The following is an 18733-nucleotide window of genomic DNA, read 5'->3' as shown; positions in this document are numbered from 1 at the left end:
CGCAGGCCGTCGCCACCACCGGTTTTCTCGATCAGGATGCGCGCCAGCAGACGGCCGATACGACCGAAGCCGTAAAGAACAACGTCGGTGCCTTTGCGGGCCGAAGCGTTCTGCTGGCCAACCACGTCAGCCATCTCTTCACGCACGAACTGCTCGGCGCTGCGGCCGTTGCCTTCATTGCGGAATTTGAACGCCAGCTTGCCCAGATCCACCGACGCCGCGCCGAGCTTGAGCTCGCTCATGGCCTTGAGCAGTGGGAATGTTTCGTGGACGGAGAGTTCGCTGTCGTCCGAAGAACGGTGGCGAGCAAAGCGGTGAGCTTTGAGAATCGCGATGACAGACTGGTTGATCAGGCTGCGGCCATAGATCGAGCTAACCACGTTGTTATTGCGGTAGAGCTGACCGATAAGCGGGATCATCGCTTCTGCGAGTGCTTCACGGTCGATCCATTCACCAAGACACTGGTCGGGCTTCTGAGTCACGGTAACCTTCCACATGTAGGGGCAGAAAAAAGGGGCTACATTATGCCGCCGACAAGCCCTTTCAGCAATGCGCGCTTGTCGCGCAATCGGTAACAAATTCCCGTTCAAAAAATTTACGCCTTTCTCCAGCCCAGTAAAACCGGGGCTTTCAGCGCAGTCAATTTTTCGACGACTGTTAGACGATGTCTGTAACCCTCCGTAACACCACCCGGTTTCGGCACTACATAACCATGAAAAAAGTGCTCGTTTTTATGGTTACCACTACATTTCGTCCAAACCGTGAAGATAGACGCAGTCTACAACTGACAGGCGGCACCGGAGGCCGCTACAATTACCGACTTTGTCGCAACGCCTGGAGCTCAACCTTCCGTGCCTGTTCTGCGTCTACCGCTACTCCCTGCCGAAGCAGGTAAACAGCACTGGGGCAATCTGCCCGGTGCCGCCCTCAGCCTGGCGATTGCCGAGGCTGCCAGCGCTGCCAAGCGCTTTACCCTGCTGCTGACCGCCGACAGCCAAAGCGCCGAACGGCTGGAACAGGAGCTGAGTTTCTTCGCCCCGGATTTGCCCGTACTGCATTTCCCCGACTGGGAAACCCTGCCCTACGACCTGTTCTCGCCGCACCAGGACATCATCTCCCAGCGCATCGCCAGCCTGTATCGCCTGCCGGAACTGGCCCACGGCGTGCTGGTGGTTCCGATCACCACCGCTTTGCATCGCTTGGCGCCGACCAAATTCCTCCTCGGCAGCAGCCTGGTGCTGGACATCGGCCAGAAGCTCGACGTCGAACAGATGCGCGCGCGGCTCGAAGCCAGCGGCTATCGCTATGTCGACACGGTGTACGAGCACGGCGAGTTCACCGTACGCGGCGCGCTGATCGACCTGTTCCCCATGGGCAGCAAACTGCCGTATCGCATCGACCTGTTCGATGACGAAATCGAAACCCTGCGCACCTTCGATCCGGAAACCCAGCGTTCGATCGACAAGGTCGAGTCGGTGAAGCTGCTGCCGGCCCGCGAGTTTCCGTTGCAGAAAGACGCAGTCACCCGTTTCAAGGCGCGTTTCCGTGAGCGCTTTGACGTCGATTTTCGCCGCTGCCCGATCTTTCAAGATTTAAGCAGCGGTATCACCCCGGCCGGCATCGAGTACTACCTGCCGCTGTTCTTCGACGAAACTTCGACGCTGTTCGATTACCTGCCTCAGGACACACAAGTGTTTTCGCTGCCGGGCATCGAGCAAGCGGCGGAAAACTTCTGGAACGACGTGCGCAATCGTTACGAAGAACGCCGCGTCGATCCTTCGCGTCCTTTATTGCCACCGGCCGAACTGTTCCTGCCGGTGGAAGATTGCTTCGCGCGCCTGAAGAATTGGCCGCGAGTCGTCGCCAGTCAGCAAGACGTTGAAAGCGGCGTCGGCCGTGAGCGCTTCCCGGCCCATGCGCTGCCGGACCTGGCCATCGAAGCCAAGGCCACGCAACCGCTGGCGGCGCTGGCCGGCTTCCTCGAAGAATTCCCCGGTCGCGTGCTGTTCACCGCCGAATCGGCGGGTCGTCGCGAAGTCCTGCTGGAACTGTTGGAACGCCTGAAGTTGCGGCCTAAAACCGTCGACAGCTGGCCAGACTTCGTTGCCAGCAAGGATCGTCTGGCGATCACCATTGCCCCGCTCGACGAAGGTCTGCTGCTCGACGACCCGGCGCTGGCACTGGTGGCGGAAAGCCCGCTGTTCGGCCAACGGGTCATGCAACGTCGCCGCCGCGAGAAGCGCAGCGACGTCAGCAACGATGCGGTAATCAAGAACCTCACCGAACTGCGTGAAGGCGCGCCGGTGGTGCATATCGATCACGGCGTCGGGCGTTATCTGGGCCTGACGATTCTGGAAATCGACAATCAGGCCGCCGAATTCCTCACCCTCGAATACGCCGAGAACGCCAAGCTCTACGTGCCGGTAGCCAACCTGCACCTGATCGCACGTTACACCGGCAGCGACGACTCGCTCGCGCCGCTGCACCGCCTCGGTTCGGAAACCTGGCAGAAAGCCAAGCGCAAAGCCGCCGAGCAGGTGCGTGACGTCGCCGCCGAATTGCTCGACATTTACGCCCGTCGTGCCGCCCGTGAAGGTTACGCCTTCGCCGACCCGAAGGCCGATTACGCCACCTTCAGCGCCGGTTTCCCGTTCGAAGAAACACCCGATCAGCAAGCGACCATCGAGGCGGTACGCGAAGACATGCTCGCGCCGAAACCGATGGACCGGCTGGTCTGCGGCGACGTTGGCTTCGGCAAGACCGAAGTGGCCATGCGCGCCGCGTTCATCGCCGTGCACGGCGGTCGTCAGGTGGCGATTCTGGTGCCGACCACCCTGCTCGCCCAGCAGCACTACAACAGTTTCCGCGACCGCTTCGCCGACTGGCCGGTGACGGTCGAAGTGATGAGTCGATTCAAATCGGCCAAGGAAGTCAACGCGGCGATCGCCGATCTTGCGGAAGGCAAGATCGACATTGTCATCGGCACGCACAAGCTGCTGTCCGACGACGTGAAGATCAAAAACCTCGGGCTGGTGATCATCGACGAAGAACACCGTTTTGGCGTACGCCAGAAAGAACAGCTCAAGGCCCTGCGCAGCGAAGTCGACATCCTCACCCTGACTGCGACGCCGATTCCGCGCACGCTGAACATGGCGGTGTCGGGCATGCGCGATCTGTCGATCATCGCCACGCCGCCAGCGCGTCGCCTGTCGGTGCGCACCTTCGTCATGGAACAGAACAAGAGCACGGTCAAAGAGGCCCTGCTGCGTGAACTGCTGCGTGGCGGTCAGGTTTACTACCTGCACAACGATGTGAAGACCATCGAAAAATGCGCCGCCGACCTCGCCGAACTGGTGCCGGAAGCGCGCATCGGTATCGGCCACGGGCAGATGCGCGAACGTGAACTCGAACAGGTGATGAGCGACTTCTACCACAAGCGCTTCAACGTGCTGATCGCCTCGACCATCATCGAGACCGGCATCGACGTGCCGAGCGCCAACACCATCATCATCGAACGCGCCGACAAGTTCGGTCTGGCCCAGCTGCACCAGTTGCGTGGTCGTGTCGGCCGCAGTCACCACCAGGCTTACGCCTACCTGCTGACGCCGCCGCGCCAGCAGATCACTTCCGACGCGGAAAAGCGTCTGGAAGCGATCGCCAATACCCAGGACCTCGGCGCCGGTTTCGTCCTGGCGACCAACGACCTGGAAATCCGTGGCGCCGGCGAACTGCTCGGCGATGGTCAGAGCGGGCAGATTCAGGCCGTCGGTTTCACCCTGTACATGGAAATGCTCGAGCGCGCGGTGAAGTCGATCCGCAAGGGCGAGCAGCCGAACCTCGATCAACCGCTGGGCGGCGGCCCGGAAGTCAATCTGCGGGTGCCGGCGCTGATTCCGGAAGATTATCTGCCGGATGTGCATGCGCGGTTGATTCTGTATAAACGCATCGCCTCGGCCACCGACGAGGAAGGCCTCAAGGATCTGCAGGTGGAGATGATCGACCGCTTCGGCCTGTTGCCGGAGCCGACCAAGAACCTGGTGCGGATCACCGCGCTGAAATTGCAGGCGGAAAAGCTCGGCATCAAGAAAGTCGACGGCGGGCCGCAAGGCGGACGTATCGAGTTCGAAGCGCAGACGCCGGTTGACCCGATGACCCTGATCAAGCTGATCCAGACGCAGCCCAAGCGCTACAAGTTCGAAGGCGCGACGATGTTTAAATTCCAGGTGCCGATGGAGCGCCCGGAAGAACGTTTCAATACTGTCGAGGCGCTGTTTGAGCGTCTCATCCCGAAATCCGCTTGAAGGACGCCCGATGCGCCTGTTCCGCTCTCTGACTTTGTTGCTTGCACTTGCAGCACCGACGGCGTTTGCCGATGACACGTATCAGGTCGAAATGATCCTGGTGCGCCAGAATGCTGTCCCGACCATCGTCAGCCGCGCCGCCCCGGAAGACTGGGCCGCAGGCGCCCAGCGTCTGGGCAGCGACAGCCAGCGCACCCCAGCGCTGAATGATGTGGTGAGCAAACTCACCGCCAGCGGCGAGTACACCGTGCTGATGCACAAGGCCTGGCAGCAGAGCCTCGGCGAAGCGCCGGCGAAAGTCGCGGTGAGCGAAGGTCAGGAGCAGTTCGGCCAGTTCCCGATCGAGGGCACGCTGGAAATGAAACTCGGCCGCTTCACCGACGTGACCGCCGATTTCTGGGTCAATCAGATCGACGCCAATGGCTTGGTCACCGCCAGTGAGCGCCTGCGTCAGGACAGCCACACCAAGAACGGCCAGCTCAATTACCTCGACAACGGTCATCTGGCCCTGCTGATCAAGATCACTTCCCTGACCGCGCCAGCGCCTCGCGAAGCGCCTGAAGTCGTGCCGGACTGATCGAAGTCCTTATGCCGCCGCCCCTGAGCAAACCGCTGGCCCCGTCGTGGGTCAGCCGATTCAAAGAACAGAGTCTGGAGCGCGGCCGCCGCTACGCTTTGGAGAATCGGGTGCGCATCGCCCAGGTCGGCGATGCGACCATCACCGCCAGTTGCGAAGGCTCCGGCGGCAGTGTCTACCGGCAGACCATCCATCTGCGCGAGTCAGCCAAAGCGACGCTGTTGCTGGTCGACGCCACCTGCACCTGTCCGGTGCGCAGCAACTGCAAACACTGCGCGGCGGTGCTGCTGAAAATCCAGGAAACCCTCGACTATCCCGCCGCCGCGAAAGATGCCGAGCTGCTGGAAAAACTCCAGGCCGTACTGGAAAACCGCAGCCCGAAAGCGCCACCGCAAGTGCTGGTGGACAACGTGCAGCCGGTGCCGCGCCTGTGGCTGGCGAGCGTCGAGTTCAGCGCCTTCGAGCCGCGCAACGGCAAGATGCAGCGCTACATTCAGCACCGCGCGGCGCTGTCGTTCAGCTATTTGGACGAATACGTCAGCGGGCAAAAACACAGCGATATCCTGATCCGTCAGGAAGCGCAGACCCTGCGGATAAAACGCCACCCGGATGTCGAACAGTCCTACCGCGAACAGTTGCGCATCCTCGGTTTCCGCATCGCCACCCGGCAGAGCAAAGCCCTGCCGGAAAGCGCCGGCGAACTCTACGAGATGGTCAACGACAGCGCCTGGCTGACCTTCACGCTCAATGACTTGCCGAAATTGCGCAGCCAGGGTTGGGAGTTGCAGATCGATGAGGAATTCGGTTTCGACCTGACCGCCGTCGACGACTGGTACGCCACCGTCGAACAGGCGCCGGAGCGCGACTGGTTCGATCTGGAACTGGGCATCATCGTCAACGGCGAGCGCCTGAGCCTGCTGCCGATCCTGCTGAATCTGATGCGCTCGCACACCGAGATCCTCAACCCGGAACGCCTCGCCCGTCGTCGCGATGACGAGCTGATTCTGGTGAACATTCCGCAACGCACCAGCGAGCATGGGCCGTTGCAAGTGGCGCTGCCGCTCGGTCGCTTGAAGCCGGTATTGATGACGCTGGGCGAGTTCTATTTGCAGGAGCCGGGCGAAACCACCCTGCGCCTGAGCAAGGCTGACGCCACCCGGCTCAATTCGCTGGAAGGCCTGCCGCTGTTGTGGGAAGGCGGCGAGCAGATGCGCACCTTCGCCCAGCGCCTGCGCGACATCCGCGATTTCAGCGCCCAAGCGCCGCAAGGCTTGAACGCAACGCTGCGCCCGTATCAGCTTGAAGGCTTGAGCTGGATGCAATCGCTGCGACAACTCGAAGTCGGCGGCATTCTCGCGGACGACATGGGCCTGGGCAAAACCCTACAGACCCTGGCGCATATTCTCAGCGAGAAGAACGCCGGACGCCTCGATCGTCCGTGCATGGTGGTGATGCCGACCAGCCTGATTCCGAACTGGCTCGATGAGGCGGCGCACTTCACTCCGCAGCTGAAAGTGCTCGCCCTGTATGGCGCCACGCGCAAGAAACACTTCGACAATCTGGCCGACTTCGACCTGATCCTCACCACTTACGCCCTGTTGCCCAAGGACCTCGAGCGCCTGGCCAAACAGCCGCTGCACGTGCTGGTGCTGGACGAAGCGCAATACATCAAGAACCCCAACAGCAAAGCCGCGCAGGCCGCCCGCGAGCTGAACGCGCGCCAGCGCCTGTGCCTCAGCGGCACGCCGCTGGAAAACCACTTGGGCGAGCTGTGGTCGCTGTTCCACTTCCTGTTGCCGGGCTGGCTTGGCGACGTGAAAAGCTTCAATGCCGATTACCGTGTGCCGATCGAAAAGCGCGGCAGTGAAGTCAGACTGCAACACCTCAACGGTCGGATAAAACCGTTTCTGCTGCGCCGCACCAAAGAGCAGGTCGCCACCGAGCTGCCGCCGAAAACCGAGATCATCCATTGGGTCGAACTCAACGAAGCGCAGCGCGACGTGTACGAAACCATGCGCCTGGCGATGGACAAGAAAGTCCGTGACGAGATCACTCGCAAAGGCGTGGCACGCAGCCAGATCATCATTCTCGAAGCATTGCTCAAGCTGCGCCAGGTCTGCTGCGATCTGCGCCTGGTCAACGACGCCACCCTGCCCGCACGCGGCAGCACCTCGGGCAAACTCGACAGCCTGATGGAAATGCTTGAGGAACTGTTCGAAGAAGGCCGGCGGATTCTGCTGTTCTCGCAATTCACTTCGATGCTGACATTGATCGAAGAGGAATTGAAAAAACGCAAGATCGCTTACGCCCTTCTCACTGGCCAGACCCGTGACCGGCGCACACCGGTGAAGGAATTCCAGAGCGGTACGCGTCAGATCTTCCTGATCAGCCTGAAGGCCGGTGGCGTCGGTTTGAACCTCACCGAAGCCGATACGGTGATTCACTACGACCCGTGGTGGAACCCGGCAACCGAGAATCAGGCGACGGACCGGGCCTATCGAATCGGCCAAGAGAAACCGGTGTTCGTCTACAAGATGATTGCCCGGGGCACGGTGGAAGAGAAGATTCAGCACCTGCAGAAGGAAAAGTCCGACCTGGCAGCGGGCGTGCTCGATGGGCGCAAGGCCGGGGACTGGAAATTGCAGAGCGATGATATTGAAGCGCTGTTTGCGCCGTTGCCGGACAAGATCGACAAGCGCTGAAAGCGGCGTTGCTGGTTAGATAGCTTTTCGCGAGCAGGCTCGCTCCCACACGATCCAGATTCACTGAAGATCAAATGTGGGAGCGAGCCTGCTCGCGAATGGCCACACCGCGATTCAAACCCTTCAATCTCTGGAAGCCGGCAACGGCGCAAACAGCGCCTCGATATCACTCTGTTCCAGTTTGAATCCGCCCGTCGTGCCACCCTCCAGTACCGCCCCGGCCAGCGCCGCTTTCTCCTGCTGCAACGCCTGGATCTTCTCTTCGACGGTGCCTTTGGCAATCAACTTGTAGACGAACACCGGATTGTTCTGCCCGATGCGATACGCCCGATCAGTCGCCTGATTCTCCACCGCCGGGTTCCACCACGGATCGAAGTGAATCACCGTGTCCGCCGCCGTCAGGTTCAGACCAGTGCCCCCGGCCTTGAGGCTGATCAGGAACAACGGCACCTTGCCGCCCTGGAAATCCCTCACCGGCGTGCGCCGATCGGTGGTGTCGCCGGTCAGCAACGAGTAGCCAAGCCCGCGTTGCTGCAATTCCTGCTCGATCAGCGCCAGCATCGAGGTGAACTGCGAGAACAGCAGAATGCGCCGACCTTCGCCGAGCAATTCTTCAAGCATCTCCATCACGCTGATCAGCTTGCCGCTGCCCGAGCGCAACGCCTTCGCCGTCAGCGGCATATTGACCAGGCGCAGATCGCAGCAGACCTGGCGCAGTTTGAGCAGCGCATCGAGGATGATGATCTGACTGCGCGCCACGCCACTGCGGGCGATTTCGTCGCGGACCTTTTTGTCCATCGCCACACGCACCGTCTCATAGACGTCGCGCTGACCATCGCTGAGTTCGACCCAGTGGATGATCTCGGTTTTCGGCGGCAACTCGGTGGCGACCTGATCCTTCTTGCGTCGCAGCAAAAACGGCTTGATGCGCGCGGTCAGGTGCTGCATGCGCTGCACATTGCCGTGCTTCTCGATCGGTGTGCGGTAATCGCGGTTAAAGGATTTGCTGTCGCCGAGCCAGCCGGGCATGAGGAAATGGAACTGCGACCACAGCTCACCGAGGTGGTTTTCCAGCGGCGTACCGCTCAGACACAAGCGCTGACGGGCCTGCAAGTCACGCGCGGCCTGGGCGGCTTTGCTCAGCGGGTTCTTGATGTTCTGCGCTTCGTCGAGAATCAGCACGCTCCACGACTGCGGCTGCAAGATTTCCAGATCCCTGGGCAGCAATGCGTAAGTGGTCAGCACCAAGTCGTATTCGCCCAGATTGGCAAAGTCCTTTTGCCGCCCGGTGCCGTGCAGGGCCAGGACTTTCAACTGCGGCGTGAAGCGCTCGGCTTCGTCGAGCCAGTTGGGAATCAGGCTGGTGGGCATCACCGCCAGTGCCGGACAGTCCAGACGCCCGGCGTGTTTCTCCGTGAGCAGATGCGCCAGGGTCTGCAAAGTTTTGCCCAAGCCCATGTCATCGCCCAGAATGCCGCCGACCTCCAGCTCGCGCAGGGTCTGCATCCAGTTCAGGCCTTCGAGCTGATACGGGCGCAGTTGCGCATTGAGGCCGGCCGGCGCAGCAACCTGGGCGTGGCTGGAATTCTGCAGACGCTTGGCAAAAGTGCGCAGACGTTCGCCGCCCTGCCAATCCAGCGGCACGCCATCGAGCATACTCAGACGCGCGGCGTCTGGAGCGGTCAAGCGCAGCGCATCACCCTGATGGCCGCCCAGGTACAACTCGCCCAGCGTCGCCATCAACGGTTTGACCCGACTCAGCGGCAACGCGACCTTGGCGCCCGCCGGCTCGCCAAAACCGCTGGGCTTGAGCTCGATCAGGATTTTTTCATCATCGCTGCGCTGCGCCAGATTGACCGGGTCGAGCAAGCGCGGCTGGGTCCGCAACAGGTGCAGAAGAATCGGCAGCAAGCTGTAGCGCTCGCCGTTGACGACGATACCCAACTGCAGATCAAACCACTGATGCGTGGCCTCTTCTTCGACCTCGGCGTACCACTGCTCAACCGGTTGTACATCGAAATGGAAACCGGGACTGATCTCGATTTTCCAGTCTGCGGCGCGCAGTGTGGCCAGCCCTTCGTGCATGAACCCGAGCCAGGCGGAATCATCCGGCAAGGTAAACATCTCGCCAGGACGATCCATTGCACTCTTGCGCGTGGCTTTCTTGAAGCCATGTTTTTGCAGGTTCTGGCGCAGCTTCTTTTCCAGCGCCGGTTGACGCTGAATGCGCTGGGTTTCGCTGCCGTTGAGGATCATCACTTCCGGGTTGCGATCCAACGCCGGATGACCGTTGTAGGTAAACAGCAGAGCGGCGCGGTGCTCCAGCACATATTCCCAGCGCGAGCGTTCTCGACCGCTGACCAGGGTCAATTGCGGCTGCGGCAGCACGTCATCGATGATCCGTTCGGTGAGCTTGTGCGGTGGCGCAATTTGGGTCGCCGCGCTCATGCGATGGCTGAACTGCATGGCCTGACGCGCCGGAATGTCTGGCGCCAGGGTCAAATGGCAGGCGAGCTTTTCTTCCAGCTCAGTGAACAGCGGGCCAACCTGGCGCTGCTCACGATCAAGGTAATAAAGCGGCTCCAGCGCCAGCACGGTTTCCTGCGCGGCTTCGGCACTGTTCCACTGCGCGCGGAATCCGCCGTCAGCCTGCTCAGCCCAAGAGAACTGACCCACGCGTTTCGCCCCCGGTGTCAGCGCTCGCAGGTCTTCGAAATCGAGGAACAGCCGCGAGGTGCGCAGGAGCATTTCCAGCAATTCGGCGCCACTGCTGCCTTCCAGCGGATAGCCGCTGTAATAGGCGTGATGGGAATGCATGGCGACCAACAGCCGGGCGATGCGCAGATCCAGCTCGGACAGGTAGCCGGGCTGGCGCATGAGCATTTCCGCGAGCGAGTACATCGGTTTGACTTCGCGTAACTCGCCGCTCTTGAGCTGGTAGACCTTGAAAATATCCAGCAGCCACTTGCCGTTCGCAGACGTCGGCTTGAGCTTGTAAAACAGACGCGTACCTGCGGTTTGCGCACTTTCTTCAGCGGGCTTGGCCGGCACGGGAATTGTTGAAAGCCAATGCTCCAGCGCTCGTCCCAACGGGGTCTGCGCGTCACTTCCAGACGCATCCTCACCCGTGCCCAGCAGGTGATAGATCACCGCCGCGCTGTGCTTGCAGTCCAGTGCAACCGGACAGCTGCACAGGCATCGCAAGCTAACCGATCCCAACCGATCTTCTGACAGGTAAATGGTTTGCTCATACGCCTGAAGTTGCGATCCGACGCAGAACGCCTCTATCTTCCTGTCATCGATCTCGAGGATCTCGACCCGGTCATCGGCGGCATAAGCGCGGGCCTTGGCCAACGCCTTGCTACTGAATGCGTGGGTCCATGTCAGCCCTTTGAGCCGCTCGATGAAAATGCTCATGGACAGTCCTTAGCTGGCCAGCACTCGGGCCAACGTTGATTTCACCTTGCCCATGCCATCGTGCAGGGCCTGCTCGATTTCAGCCATGGTGATGACTTCGGTGGTCTTGCCGGCTGCAGGATTCACCACCAGCGCCAGACAGGCGTAATCCAGTTCCAGCTCACGGGCAAGCGCCGCTTCCGGCATGCCGGTCATGCCGACGATGTCGCAGCCGTCACGCTCCAGTCGCACGATCTCGGCGACCGTTTCCAGACGCGGACCCTGGGTGCAGGCGTACACGCCTTGATCGCTGTATTCGCAGCCTTCGGCGGCGACCGCGGCAATCAGTTGCTGACGCAACGGCTCGCTGTAGGGAAAGCTGAAATCGATGTGGGTGACGTGTTCCAGATCATCGGCGAAATAGGTGTGCTCGCGCCCACTGGTGTAGTCGACGATCTGGTGCGGCACGCAGAAATGCCCGGTGCCCATGGCCGGATGAATCCCGCCCACTGCATTCACGGCGATGATCGCTTCGGCACCCGCCTGCTTCAGCGCCCACAGGTTGGCGCGGTAGTTGACCTTGTGCGGCGGGAAACGATGCGGGTGACCGTGACGGGCGAGGAACAACACTTCCTTGCCGGCGTACTCACCAATCTGCACCTCGGCCGAAGGCGCGCCGTACGGGGTGTCGACTGCCAGCGACTGGCGAATGCTCAGACCTTCGAGCTGAGTCAGGCCAGTGCCACCGATGATTGCGTAAACGGTCATAACGAGAAATCCTTAATCGATCAGTTGAGCGTCTTTGAGCGCGCCGAGGGCGGTGAGCCAACGCGGGTCCTGACGATAATCGGTGCTGGCGAAGGCCTGCCCGCGCATCTTCGCGATGCGCGCGGAAGGCTTGACCTTCATACGCTGGGCGGCACTCAACGCCAGCTCGGCTGCCGCGCGGTCGTTGCACACCAGACCCATGTCGCAACCGGCACTCAGCGCGGCTTCGATGCGGCTGGCAGCGTCGCCGACCACGTGGGCGCCGGCCATCGACAGATCATCGCTGAAGATCACGCCGTCGAACTGCAACTCGCCGCGCAGGATCTCCTGCAGCCAGCGTCGGGAGAAACCGGCGGGCTGCGAGTCGACTTGCGGATAGATGACGTGGGCCGGCATGACGGCGGCCAGCTGCTTGCTCAAACGGGCGAAGGGCACCAGATCATTGGCGCGGATTTCGTCGAGACTGCGCTCGTCGTTCGGAATCGCCACGTGGGAGTCTGCTTCGGCCCAGCCGTGGCCCGGGAAATGTTTGCCAGTGGCGGCCATGCCGGCGCTGTTCATGCCGCGAATGAATGCACCAGCGAGCAAGGCTGCGCGCTCGGGATCGCCTTCGAAGGAACGGGTACCGACCACAGCGCTGCGCTGATAGTCCAGGTCCAATACAGGGGCGAAACTCAGATCGAGCCCGACCGCCAGCACTTCGGTGGCCATAATCCAGCCGCATTGCTCGGCGAGATACTCTGCATTCGGGTTATCGGCGATGGCGCGCATCGCTGGCAGACGGACGAAACCCTGACGCAGACGCTGCACGCGCCCGCCCTCTTGATCCACCGCCAGCAGCAGATCCGGGCGAATCGCGCGGATCGCGGCGCTCAGTTCGCGTACCTGGCGTGGATGCTCGATGTTGCGGGCGAAAATGATCAGGCCGCCCACTTCGGGCTGACGCAACAATTGGCGATCTTCGGCCGTCAGCCAGGTACCGGCGACGTCCACCATCAACGAGCCTTGCAGGCCAGCAGTCATAGAGATTCCTTGAAAACGAAAAACCCGATCTGCGCGCAATCGCTACCGTGGGCAATGCCCGGACGGTCAGCAGAATTCATGCAGATCGGGTTCAGTACGAGAGTCGGCATGGCCGGCTAGCTTAGCGGATACCAGCTGCCGCGCCCACCCGTGCGCGGTCAAACCTTGGCGGCGACCGGCATGGATTTGCTGCGCGGACGCAATTGCGCGCTGGCCATGGCTGTATCGGTGACGCCGGTTTCGGCGCGCATGCCGGCAGCGAGGAACGGCACCATCAGGCGCATCACTTGTTCGATGGAGGTATTGACGCCGAAATCGGTCTCGGCAATCGCGCGCAAGGCCTTGATCCCGGACATGCTGAACGCAGCGGCGCCAAGCATGAAGTGCACGCGCCAGAACAGTTCGATCGGCGGAATGCGTGGCGCCGCTTCATTGACCAGCAGCATGTAGCGGCGAAACACCTTGCCGTACATGTCTTCCAGATAACGCCGCAAGTGGCCCTGGCTCTGGCTGAACGCGAGGCCGAGCAAACGCATGAAGATCGACAGATCGTTACCGCTGCGGGGCTGCACGACGAGCGCCTGCTCGACGAGAATTTCCAGCAACTCTTCGAGGGTCGGCTTGTTCTCAGGCTTGGCCTGACGGCGCTCCAGCTCTTTATCGAGGCTCACGCAGAACGGACCGAGGAAGCGCGAGAACACAGCTTGAATCAACGCCTTTTTCGAGCCGAAGTGATAATTCACCGCAGCCAGATTGACGCCAGCCTTGCTGGTGATCAAACGCAATGAAGTTTCAGCGAATCCTTTCTCCGCGAACAACTGCTCGGCAGCATCAAGAATGCGTTCAACGGTTTCCGACTGGGCCATGGCTACTCCGCCTGACAAACACTTGTTTGAAACATACGTTTCAGCCTGTGCCTTGTCAAGCCTGCCGGTTCGTTTTGGGAATGGTCGGTCAGCTATTTAACCACACAAGGCGCCAGCATTAATAAGCGCCCTTCGCGACCGCTCGGCGGGCGGCAAAAAAACGCCCATTGCCAAGACTGCTTCACTGTATATAATCCCAGTCACTGTATAAAAAGACAGAGCGATCAATATGCTAAAGCTGACGCCACGCCAAGCCGAGATTCTGGCCTTCATCAAACGTTGCCTCGAAGACAACGGCTATCCGCCCACCCGTGCGGAAATCGCTCAGGAACTGGGTTTCAAATCGCCAAATGCGGCGGAAGAACATCTCAAGGCCCTCGCCCGCAAGGGCGCGATCGAGATGACCCCAGGTGCTTCTCGCGGCATCCGTATTCCCGGCTTCGAAGCCAAGGCCGATGATTCCACCCTGCCGATCATTGGCCGAGTGGCTGCCGGCGCGCCGATCCTCGCCCAGCAGCACATCGAAGAATCCTGCAACATCAACCCGACCTTCTTCCATCCTCGCGCCGACTACCTGTTGCGTGTGCACGGCATGAGCATGAAGGATATCGGCATCTTCGACGGCGACCTGCTGGCAGTACATACCACCCGCGAAGCGCGTAACGGCCAGGTTGTGGTTGCGCGTATCGGCGACGAAGTGACGGTCAAACGCTTCAAGCGTGAAGGCAGCAAGGTCTGGCTGATCGCTGAAAACCCCGAGTTCGCCCCTATCGAAGTCGACCTGAAAGATCAGGAACTGGTGATCGAAGGCTTGAGTGTCGGCGTCATTCGCCGCTAAAGGAGGCTCCATGCAGTTCCCACACACACCTCAGCAAACACAACTGCCTTTGTTTGAAGCGTTTCTGGCGCAGCCGCTAGCGCCGATCCTCAAAGACGTGGTCGAGCGTGACTGGAACGCCAAACCTGACGCCTTCAGTGAGCTATCACTGCGCGGTGCGGCCGGGAACTGCCTGAACCTGCTCGCCCCGATCCTGCGTGAGCTCAGCGAGGATCAGGATGCTCGCTGGCTGACGCTGATCGCCCCACCCGCCAGTCTGACGCAAACCTGGCTGCGCGATGCCGGCCTGAATCGCGAACGCATTCTTCTGCTGCAACCGCGCGGCACTCAAAGTGCTCAGCAACTGGCGTGCGAAGCGTTGCGACTGGGTCGCAGCCACACCGTGGTGACATGGCTAAACCCGTTGAATGCCAATTCGCGGCAACAACTGATCAGCGCCGCGCGTACGGGCGAAGCGCAGAGCCTGAACATTCGTTTGGGTTGATTGATGGTAATGCGCGCTGTGTGAAGCGCAGGGCTTCTCCAGGGACAGAGAAGCCGATCTGAAGCGCAAGCGACCGAGAAAAGGCCAAAGCGTGAATCAATGAAGAACCCGCGGCCCCTCTTCCTTATCAAACTCGCCTTCAACCATACGACCCGCCATCTGCACGCCAACGCTCAACATCGCTTTGGCGATTTCAACGTGCTGGCCCTGCAGGAACGCTTTGGCATCCTCGGAGAAATCCAGCGTCACCAGAGAACCTTCGTCCTCAGCCCTGCGCAGTTCGATTCGGCCGTCTGGTAACTCGACAATTTCTAGAAAGGACGTTGGCATATAGGTCTGTTCTCCACGAAAGGCAGCGATTATATAGACATCATTCGAGCTTCGCTCAGGATCTTGACCAGCAGCATGTTTCAGATTGCCACTGCGCCAAACTACCTCAGCACTCGTTCAAGCCTTCCCGGAAACGCAGGGCCAGGCCCTTGAGGTTCTGCCGCCAGCTCTCCAGCTCATCTCGACTGAGCTCTTGTGGCGACTCTTCTTCATCAAGATTAATCGCTTGGATCAGCGGCTGCGTCACGTCGCCTTTCGGCTTGCGTGGCGCCCTCGGTGGCTGAAACAGTGCTGCGTGCGCCGCCAGCAGTTTCGCCAGCCAGGTTTCCGGATTACCGGCCAGCTCGACCATTTCCGCCAGCTCCGGGATCGCTATCGATTCCAGCACTTCGCGCCTCAGCAACTCCTCCGCCCTCGGCGAATTGGCCTGCGGCAGACGATAAAAGCCAGCGATCTCATGACACAAGCCCAGCAGCGCGCCGTATAGGTGGAACAACGCCGACTCACGCCCGGCCTGGATCAGCGCCAGAGAATTCATCGCCCGCCCTTCTTCAGCACGAGCCAGAGCTTCGAGTGACAGCCCAGCGAAATAGATCTTCTGGTTGGTGCGGGTATAGAGTTCGTGGGCCATGACGGCAGCCTCCACAACGAAATAATTGCTTCACACAGGCCCGGCAGTGTCATGGATCAACCAATGCCAGCGCAAGCACAAAACAAAAAGGCCGCATGAAACCCCCAAGGTTTCATGCGGCCTTTTCGCTGTTCAGACTAGCGCTTACTCAGCCTTGGCCTTTGCGCTGCGCTTGTCTTCAACAGTCCACTTGCCACCGTCGTAATACGCCTTCCAGCCTGTCGGTTTGCCATCGACTTCTGTCTGTACGTATTGCTCCTTGGTCTTGCGGCTGTAGCGGATGACCGCTGGCAGACCGTCAGGATCCTTTTGCGGAGCCTCGCACAGGAAGTGGTACTTCGGATCGATCTCGTCCTTGTGCGGCAGAATCTCGATCACCAACGGAGCGCGGGTCTCGCGGTTTTTCGGGAACTGACTGGCGGCCAGGAACAGACCGGACGCACCATCGCGCAGGATGTAGGTGTCGTTGACCTTTTCGCATTTCAGCTCAGGCATCTTCACCGGATCCATCTTCGGCGGCGCTGCATCACCGCTTTTCAGCAGTTTGCGGGTGTTCTTGCACTCCGGGTTGGTGCAACCGAAGAACTTGCCGAAACGGCCCGTCTTGAGCTGCATCTCACTGCCGCACTTATCGCATTCCAGACTCGGACCTTCATAGCCCTTGATGCGATAGCTGCCTTCTTCAATTTCGTAACCGGCGCAATCCGGGTTGTTGCCGCAGATGTGCAGCTTGCGCTTTTCGTCCAGCAGGTAGGCGTCCATCGCCGTGCTGCAGATCGGGCAGCGATGCTTGCCGCGCAGTACCAGCGATTCCGATTCGCCCTCGTCGTCCGCTGCGATTTCATCGCCCGGCACCAGGTTGACAGTGGCCTTGCAGCGCTCCTTCGGCGGCAGGCTGTAGCCCGAGCAGCCGAGGAACACGCCAGTCGATGCGGTACGAATCTGCATCGGACGACCGCAGGTGGTGCACGGAATGTCAGTCATGACCGGCTGGTTGGCGCGCATGCCGCTGTCCGGGTTTTCCGCAACTTCGAGTTTCTTCTTGAAGTCGCCGTAGAACTCGTCGAGCACGTTTTTCCAGTCGCGTTCGCCCTGCGCCACGTCATCGAGGTTCTCTTCCATGCCCGCGGTGAAGCCGTAGTCCATGAGATTGGAGAAGCTCTCGGACAGACGTTCGGTGACGATGTCGCCCATCTTTTCCGAGTAGAAACGACGGTTGTGCAGGGTCACATAACCGCGATCCTGAATGGTCGAAATGATCGCAGCGTAGGTCGAAGGACGACCGATGCCGCGCTTTTCCATTTCCTTGACCAGACTGGCCTCGGAGTAACGCGCCGGTGGCTTGGTGAAATGCTGCGACGGATCGAGCTTGATCAGCTTCATCACATCGCCCTGGGCCATGTCCGGCAGCACGTCATCATCGCCAGGCTTGGCAATCTGCGGCATCACCCGGGTGTAACCGTCGAACTTGAGGATACGGCCCTTGGCGCGCAGTTCGAAGTCGCCAGCGCCGACGCTGACGGTGGTCGACAGGTACTGCGCCGGCAGCATCTGGCAGGCGAGGAACTGGCGCCAGATCAGCTCGTACAGACGCTCGGCATCACGCTCCATACCCGCCAGCTTGCTCGGCGTGGTGTTAGCGTCGGACGGACGAATCGCTTCGTGAGCCTCTTGCGCGCCTTCCTTGCTGCTGTAGACGTTCGGCGTTTCCGGCAGGTACTTCTTGCCGAATTCGTCCTCGATGTAAGTGCGCGCCATCGCCACGGCGTCGGCCGAGAGATTGGTCGAGTCGGTACGCATGTAAGTGATGTAGCCGGCTTCGTAAAGACGCTGGGCCATCATCATGGTTTTCTTCACGCCGAAACCAAGGCGGTTGCTCGCAGCCTGCTGCAAGGTCGACGTGATGAACGGCGCCGACGGCTTGCTGCTGGTCGGTTTGTCTTCGCGCTTGACGATGCTGTAGCTGGAGGACTTGAGCTTTTCCAACGCAGCCATGGCCTGGGCTTCGTTCAGCGGCTTGAAGGCTTCGCCTTTTTCGCGAGCCACTTCGAAACGCACGGTCGAGCCTTTGGCAGTGCCGAGATCGGCATGCACTTCCCAGTATTCTTCGGGATTGAACGCACGGATTTCGCGCTCACGCTCGACCACCAGTTTCACGGCAACCGATTGCACGCGACCGGCGGACAGACCACGGGCGATCTTGGCCCACAGCAGCGGCGAGACCATGTAGCCGACGACGCGGTCGAGGAAACGACGCGCCTGCTGAGCGTTGACACGATCAATGTCCAGCTCGCCCGGCTCGGAGAAGGCTTCCTGAATCGCCTTCTTGGTGATCTCGTTGAACACCACGCGCTTGTAACGGCTGTCATCACCACCGATGGCTTCGCGCAGGTGCCAGGCAATGGCTTCCCCCTCGCGATCCAAGTCGGTTGCGAGATAGATGGTGTCAGCATCCTTGGCGAGCCGGCGCAGCTCTTCGATGACCTTTTCTTTGCCCGGGAGGATCTCGTACTGGGCTTTCCAGCCGTGTTCGGGATCGACGCCCATGCGCGAGACCAGCTGCTTGCGCGCTTTCTCTTTCGGCGAGAGCACCGGACCTTCGCCCGCAGCAGCCTTGCCGCGCTTGGCGGCTGGCTCTTTGCTGGCGCTAGCCGAACCGCTGGTGGGCAGGTCTCGGATATGGCCGATACTCGACTTCACCACGTATTGGTTACCCAGATACTTGTTGATGGTCTTGGCCTTAGCCGGGGATTCCACAATGACCAGCGATTTGCCCATGGATCAGAAAATTCCTGAATTCTAGAAGTGAAAGGCGGT

At 60.5% G+C, this 18733-nt stretch carries 12 protein-coding genes and 1 pseudogene; 5 read left to right on the top strand and 8 right to left on the bottom strand.

Going from position 1 to position 18733, the window contains the following annotated elements; translation table 11 throughout:
* A pseudogene (locus D8U71_RS20220) lies at positions 1 to 497 on the bottom strand (glyceraldehyde-3-phosphate dehydrogenase); the annotation flags it as partial.
* 354 nt (positions 498 to 851) lie between these two features.
* Between D8U71_RS20220 and mfd the strand changes: the two are divergent.
* From mfd to D8U71_RS20205, 3 genes are read left to right on the top strand one after another with little or no spacing between them, the layout of a single operon-like run.
* Positions 852 to 4301 (top strand): transcription-repair coupling factor, encoded by a 3450-nt coding sequence (mfd, locus tag D8U71_RS20215; protein ID WP_024013632.1) that lies wholly within the window; start codon positions 852 to 854, stop codon positions 4299 to 4301.
* Between the two features lie 10 nt (positions 4302 to 4311).
* Entirely contained in the window at positions 4312 to 4878 is a 567-nt protein-coding gene (locus D8U71_RS20210; RefSeq protein ID WP_130888531.1) for a CsiV family protein, read from the top strand.
* An 11-nt stretch (positions 4879 to 4889) separates the two neighbouring features.
* A complete protein-coding gene (locus D8U71_RS20205; RefSeq protein ID WP_130888530.1) occupies positions 4890 to 7580 on the top strand; it encodes a DEAD/DEAH box helicase in 2691 nt (896 codons plus the stop codon).
* 123 nt (positions 7581 to 7703) lie between these two features.
* On the opposite strand, the gene D8U71_RS20200 is transcribed toward D8U71_RS20205, so the two are convergent.
* From D8U71_RS20200 to D8U71_RS20185, 4 genes are all read right to left on the bottom strand, one after another.
* Entirely contained in the window at positions 7704 to 10997 is a 3294-nt protein-coding gene (locus D8U71_RS20200) for a DEAD/DEAH box helicase (protein ID WP_130888529.1), read from the bottom strand.
* 9 nt (positions 10998 to 11006) lie between these two features.
* The gene (locus D8U71_RS20195) at positions 11007 to 11744 is read right to left on the bottom strand and encodes an S-methyl-5'-thioinosine phosphorylase (RefSeq protein WP_130888528.1); all 738 of its coding nucleotides are present in this window, start codon (positions 11742 to 11744) and stop codon (positions 11007 to 11009) included.
* A gap of 12 nt (positions 11745 to 11756) precedes the next feature.
* Entirely contained in the window at positions 11757 to 12755 is a 999-nt protein-coding gene (gene nagZ, locus D8U71_RS20190) for a beta-N-acetylhexosaminidase (RefSeq protein ID WP_177434164.1), read from the bottom strand.
* A gap of 170 nt (positions 12756 to 12925) precedes the next feature.
* The gene (locus D8U71_RS20185) at positions 12926 to 13633 is read right to left on the bottom strand and encodes a TetR/AcrR family transcriptional regulator (RefSeq protein WP_016775489.1); all 708 of its coding nucleotides are present in this window, start codon (positions 13631 to 13633) and stop codon (positions 12926 to 12928) included.
* A 229-nt stretch (positions 13634 to 13862) separates the two neighbouring features.
* Between D8U71_RS20185 and lexA the strand changes: the two genes are divergently transcribed.
* Both lexA and sulA read left to right on the top strand, forming a co-directional pair.
* Complete coding sequence (gene lexA, locus D8U71_RS20180; protein ID WP_016775490.1) at positions 13863 to 14471, top strand: transcriptional repressor LexA; 609 nt, start codon at positions 13863 to 13865, stop codon at positions 14469 to 14471.
* A 10-nt stretch (positions 14472 to 14481) separates the two neighbouring features.
* Positions 14482 to 14955 (top strand): SOS-induced cell division inhibitor SulA, encoded by a 474-nt coding sequence (sulA, locus tag D8U71_RS20175; RefSeq protein WP_024013637.1) that lies wholly within the window; start codon positions 14482 to 14484, stop codon positions 14953 to 14955.
* A gap of 96 nt (positions 14956 to 15051) precedes the next feature.
* Here the strand turns inward: sulA and D8U71_RS20170 are convergent, their stop codons facing one another.
* The 3 genes from D8U71_RS20170 to topA all read right to left on the bottom strand — a co-directional run bounded on the left by D8U71_RS20170 (position 15052) and on the right by topA (position 18694).
* Entirely contained in the window at positions 15052 to 15285 is a 234-nt protein-coding gene (locus D8U71_RS20170; RefSeq protein WP_003226592.1) for a hypothetical protein, read from the bottom strand.
* A gap of 106 nt (positions 15286 to 15391) precedes the next feature.
* On the bottom strand, positions 15392 to 15916 hold the full coding sequence (locus D8U71_RS20165; protein ID WP_125927773.1) for a DUF6586 family protein: 525 nt from the start codon (positions 15914 to 15916) through the stop codon (positions 15392 to 15394).
* Between the two features lie 144 nt (positions 15917 to 16060).
* Positions 16061 to 18694 (bottom strand): type I DNA topoisomerase, encoded by a 2634-nt coding sequence (topA, locus tag D8U71_RS20160; RefSeq protein ID WP_016775493.1) that lies wholly within the window; start codon positions 18692 to 18694, stop codon positions 16061 to 16063.
* Between the last annotated feature and the right edge of the window lie 39 nt (positions 18695 to 18733).

The organism is Pseudomonas sp. Sample_21, assembly GCF_004307525.1.
Classification (GTDB): Bacteria; Pseudomonadota; Gammaproteobacteria; order Pseudomonadales; family Pseudomonadaceae; genus Aquipseudomonas; species Aquipseudomonas atacamensis.
The sequence above is the reverse complement of the archived record's forward strand: the minus strand, read 5'-3'. Positions and strand labels throughout refer to the sequence as shown.

What these genes read in the sequence shown, in the direction of transcription:
- D8U71_RS20210 (WP_130888531.1), top strand. Translation starts at nt 4,312, where the DNA reads ATGCGCCTGTTCCGCTCTCTGACTTTGTTGCTTGCACTTGCAGCACCG.
- D8U71_RS20205 (WP_130888530.1), top strand. Translation starts at nt 4,890, where the DNA reads ATGCCGCCGCCCCTGAGCAAACCGCTGGCCCCGTCGTGGGTCAGCCGA.
- D8U71_RS20200 (WP_130888529.1), bottom strand. Translation starts at nt 10,997, where the DNA reads ATGAGCATTTTCATCGAGCGGCTCAAAGGGCTGACATGGACCCACGCA.
- D8U71_RS20195 (WP_130888528.1), bottom strand. Translation starts at nt 11,744, where the DNA reads ATGACCGTTTACGCAATCATCGGTGGCACTGGCCTGACTCAGCTCGAA.
- D8U71_RS20185 (WP_016775489.1), bottom strand. Translation starts at nt 13,633, where the DNA reads ATGGCCCAGTCGGAAACCGTTGAACGCATTCTTGATGCTGCCGAGCAG.
- lexA (WP_016775490.1), top strand. Translation starts at nt 13,863, where the DNA reads ATGCTAAAGCTGACGCCACGCCAAGCCGAGATTCTGGCCTTCATCAAA.
- sulA (WP_024013637.1), top strand. Translation starts at nt 14,482, where the DNA reads ATGCAGTTCCCACACACACCTCAGCAAACACAACTGCCTTTGTTTGAA.
- D8U71_RS20170 (WP_003226592.1), bottom strand. Translation starts at nt 15,285, where the DNA reads ATGCCAACGTCCTTTCTAGAAATTGTCGAGTTACCAGACGGCCGAATC.
- D8U71_RS20165 (WP_125927773.1), bottom strand. Translation starts at nt 15,916, where the DNA reads ATGGCCCACGAACTCTATACCCGCACCAACCAGAAGATCTATTTCGCT.
- topA (WP_016775493.1), bottom strand. Translation starts at nt 18,694, where the DNA reads ATGGGCAAATCGCTGGTCATTGTGGAATCCCCGGCTAAGGCCAAGACC.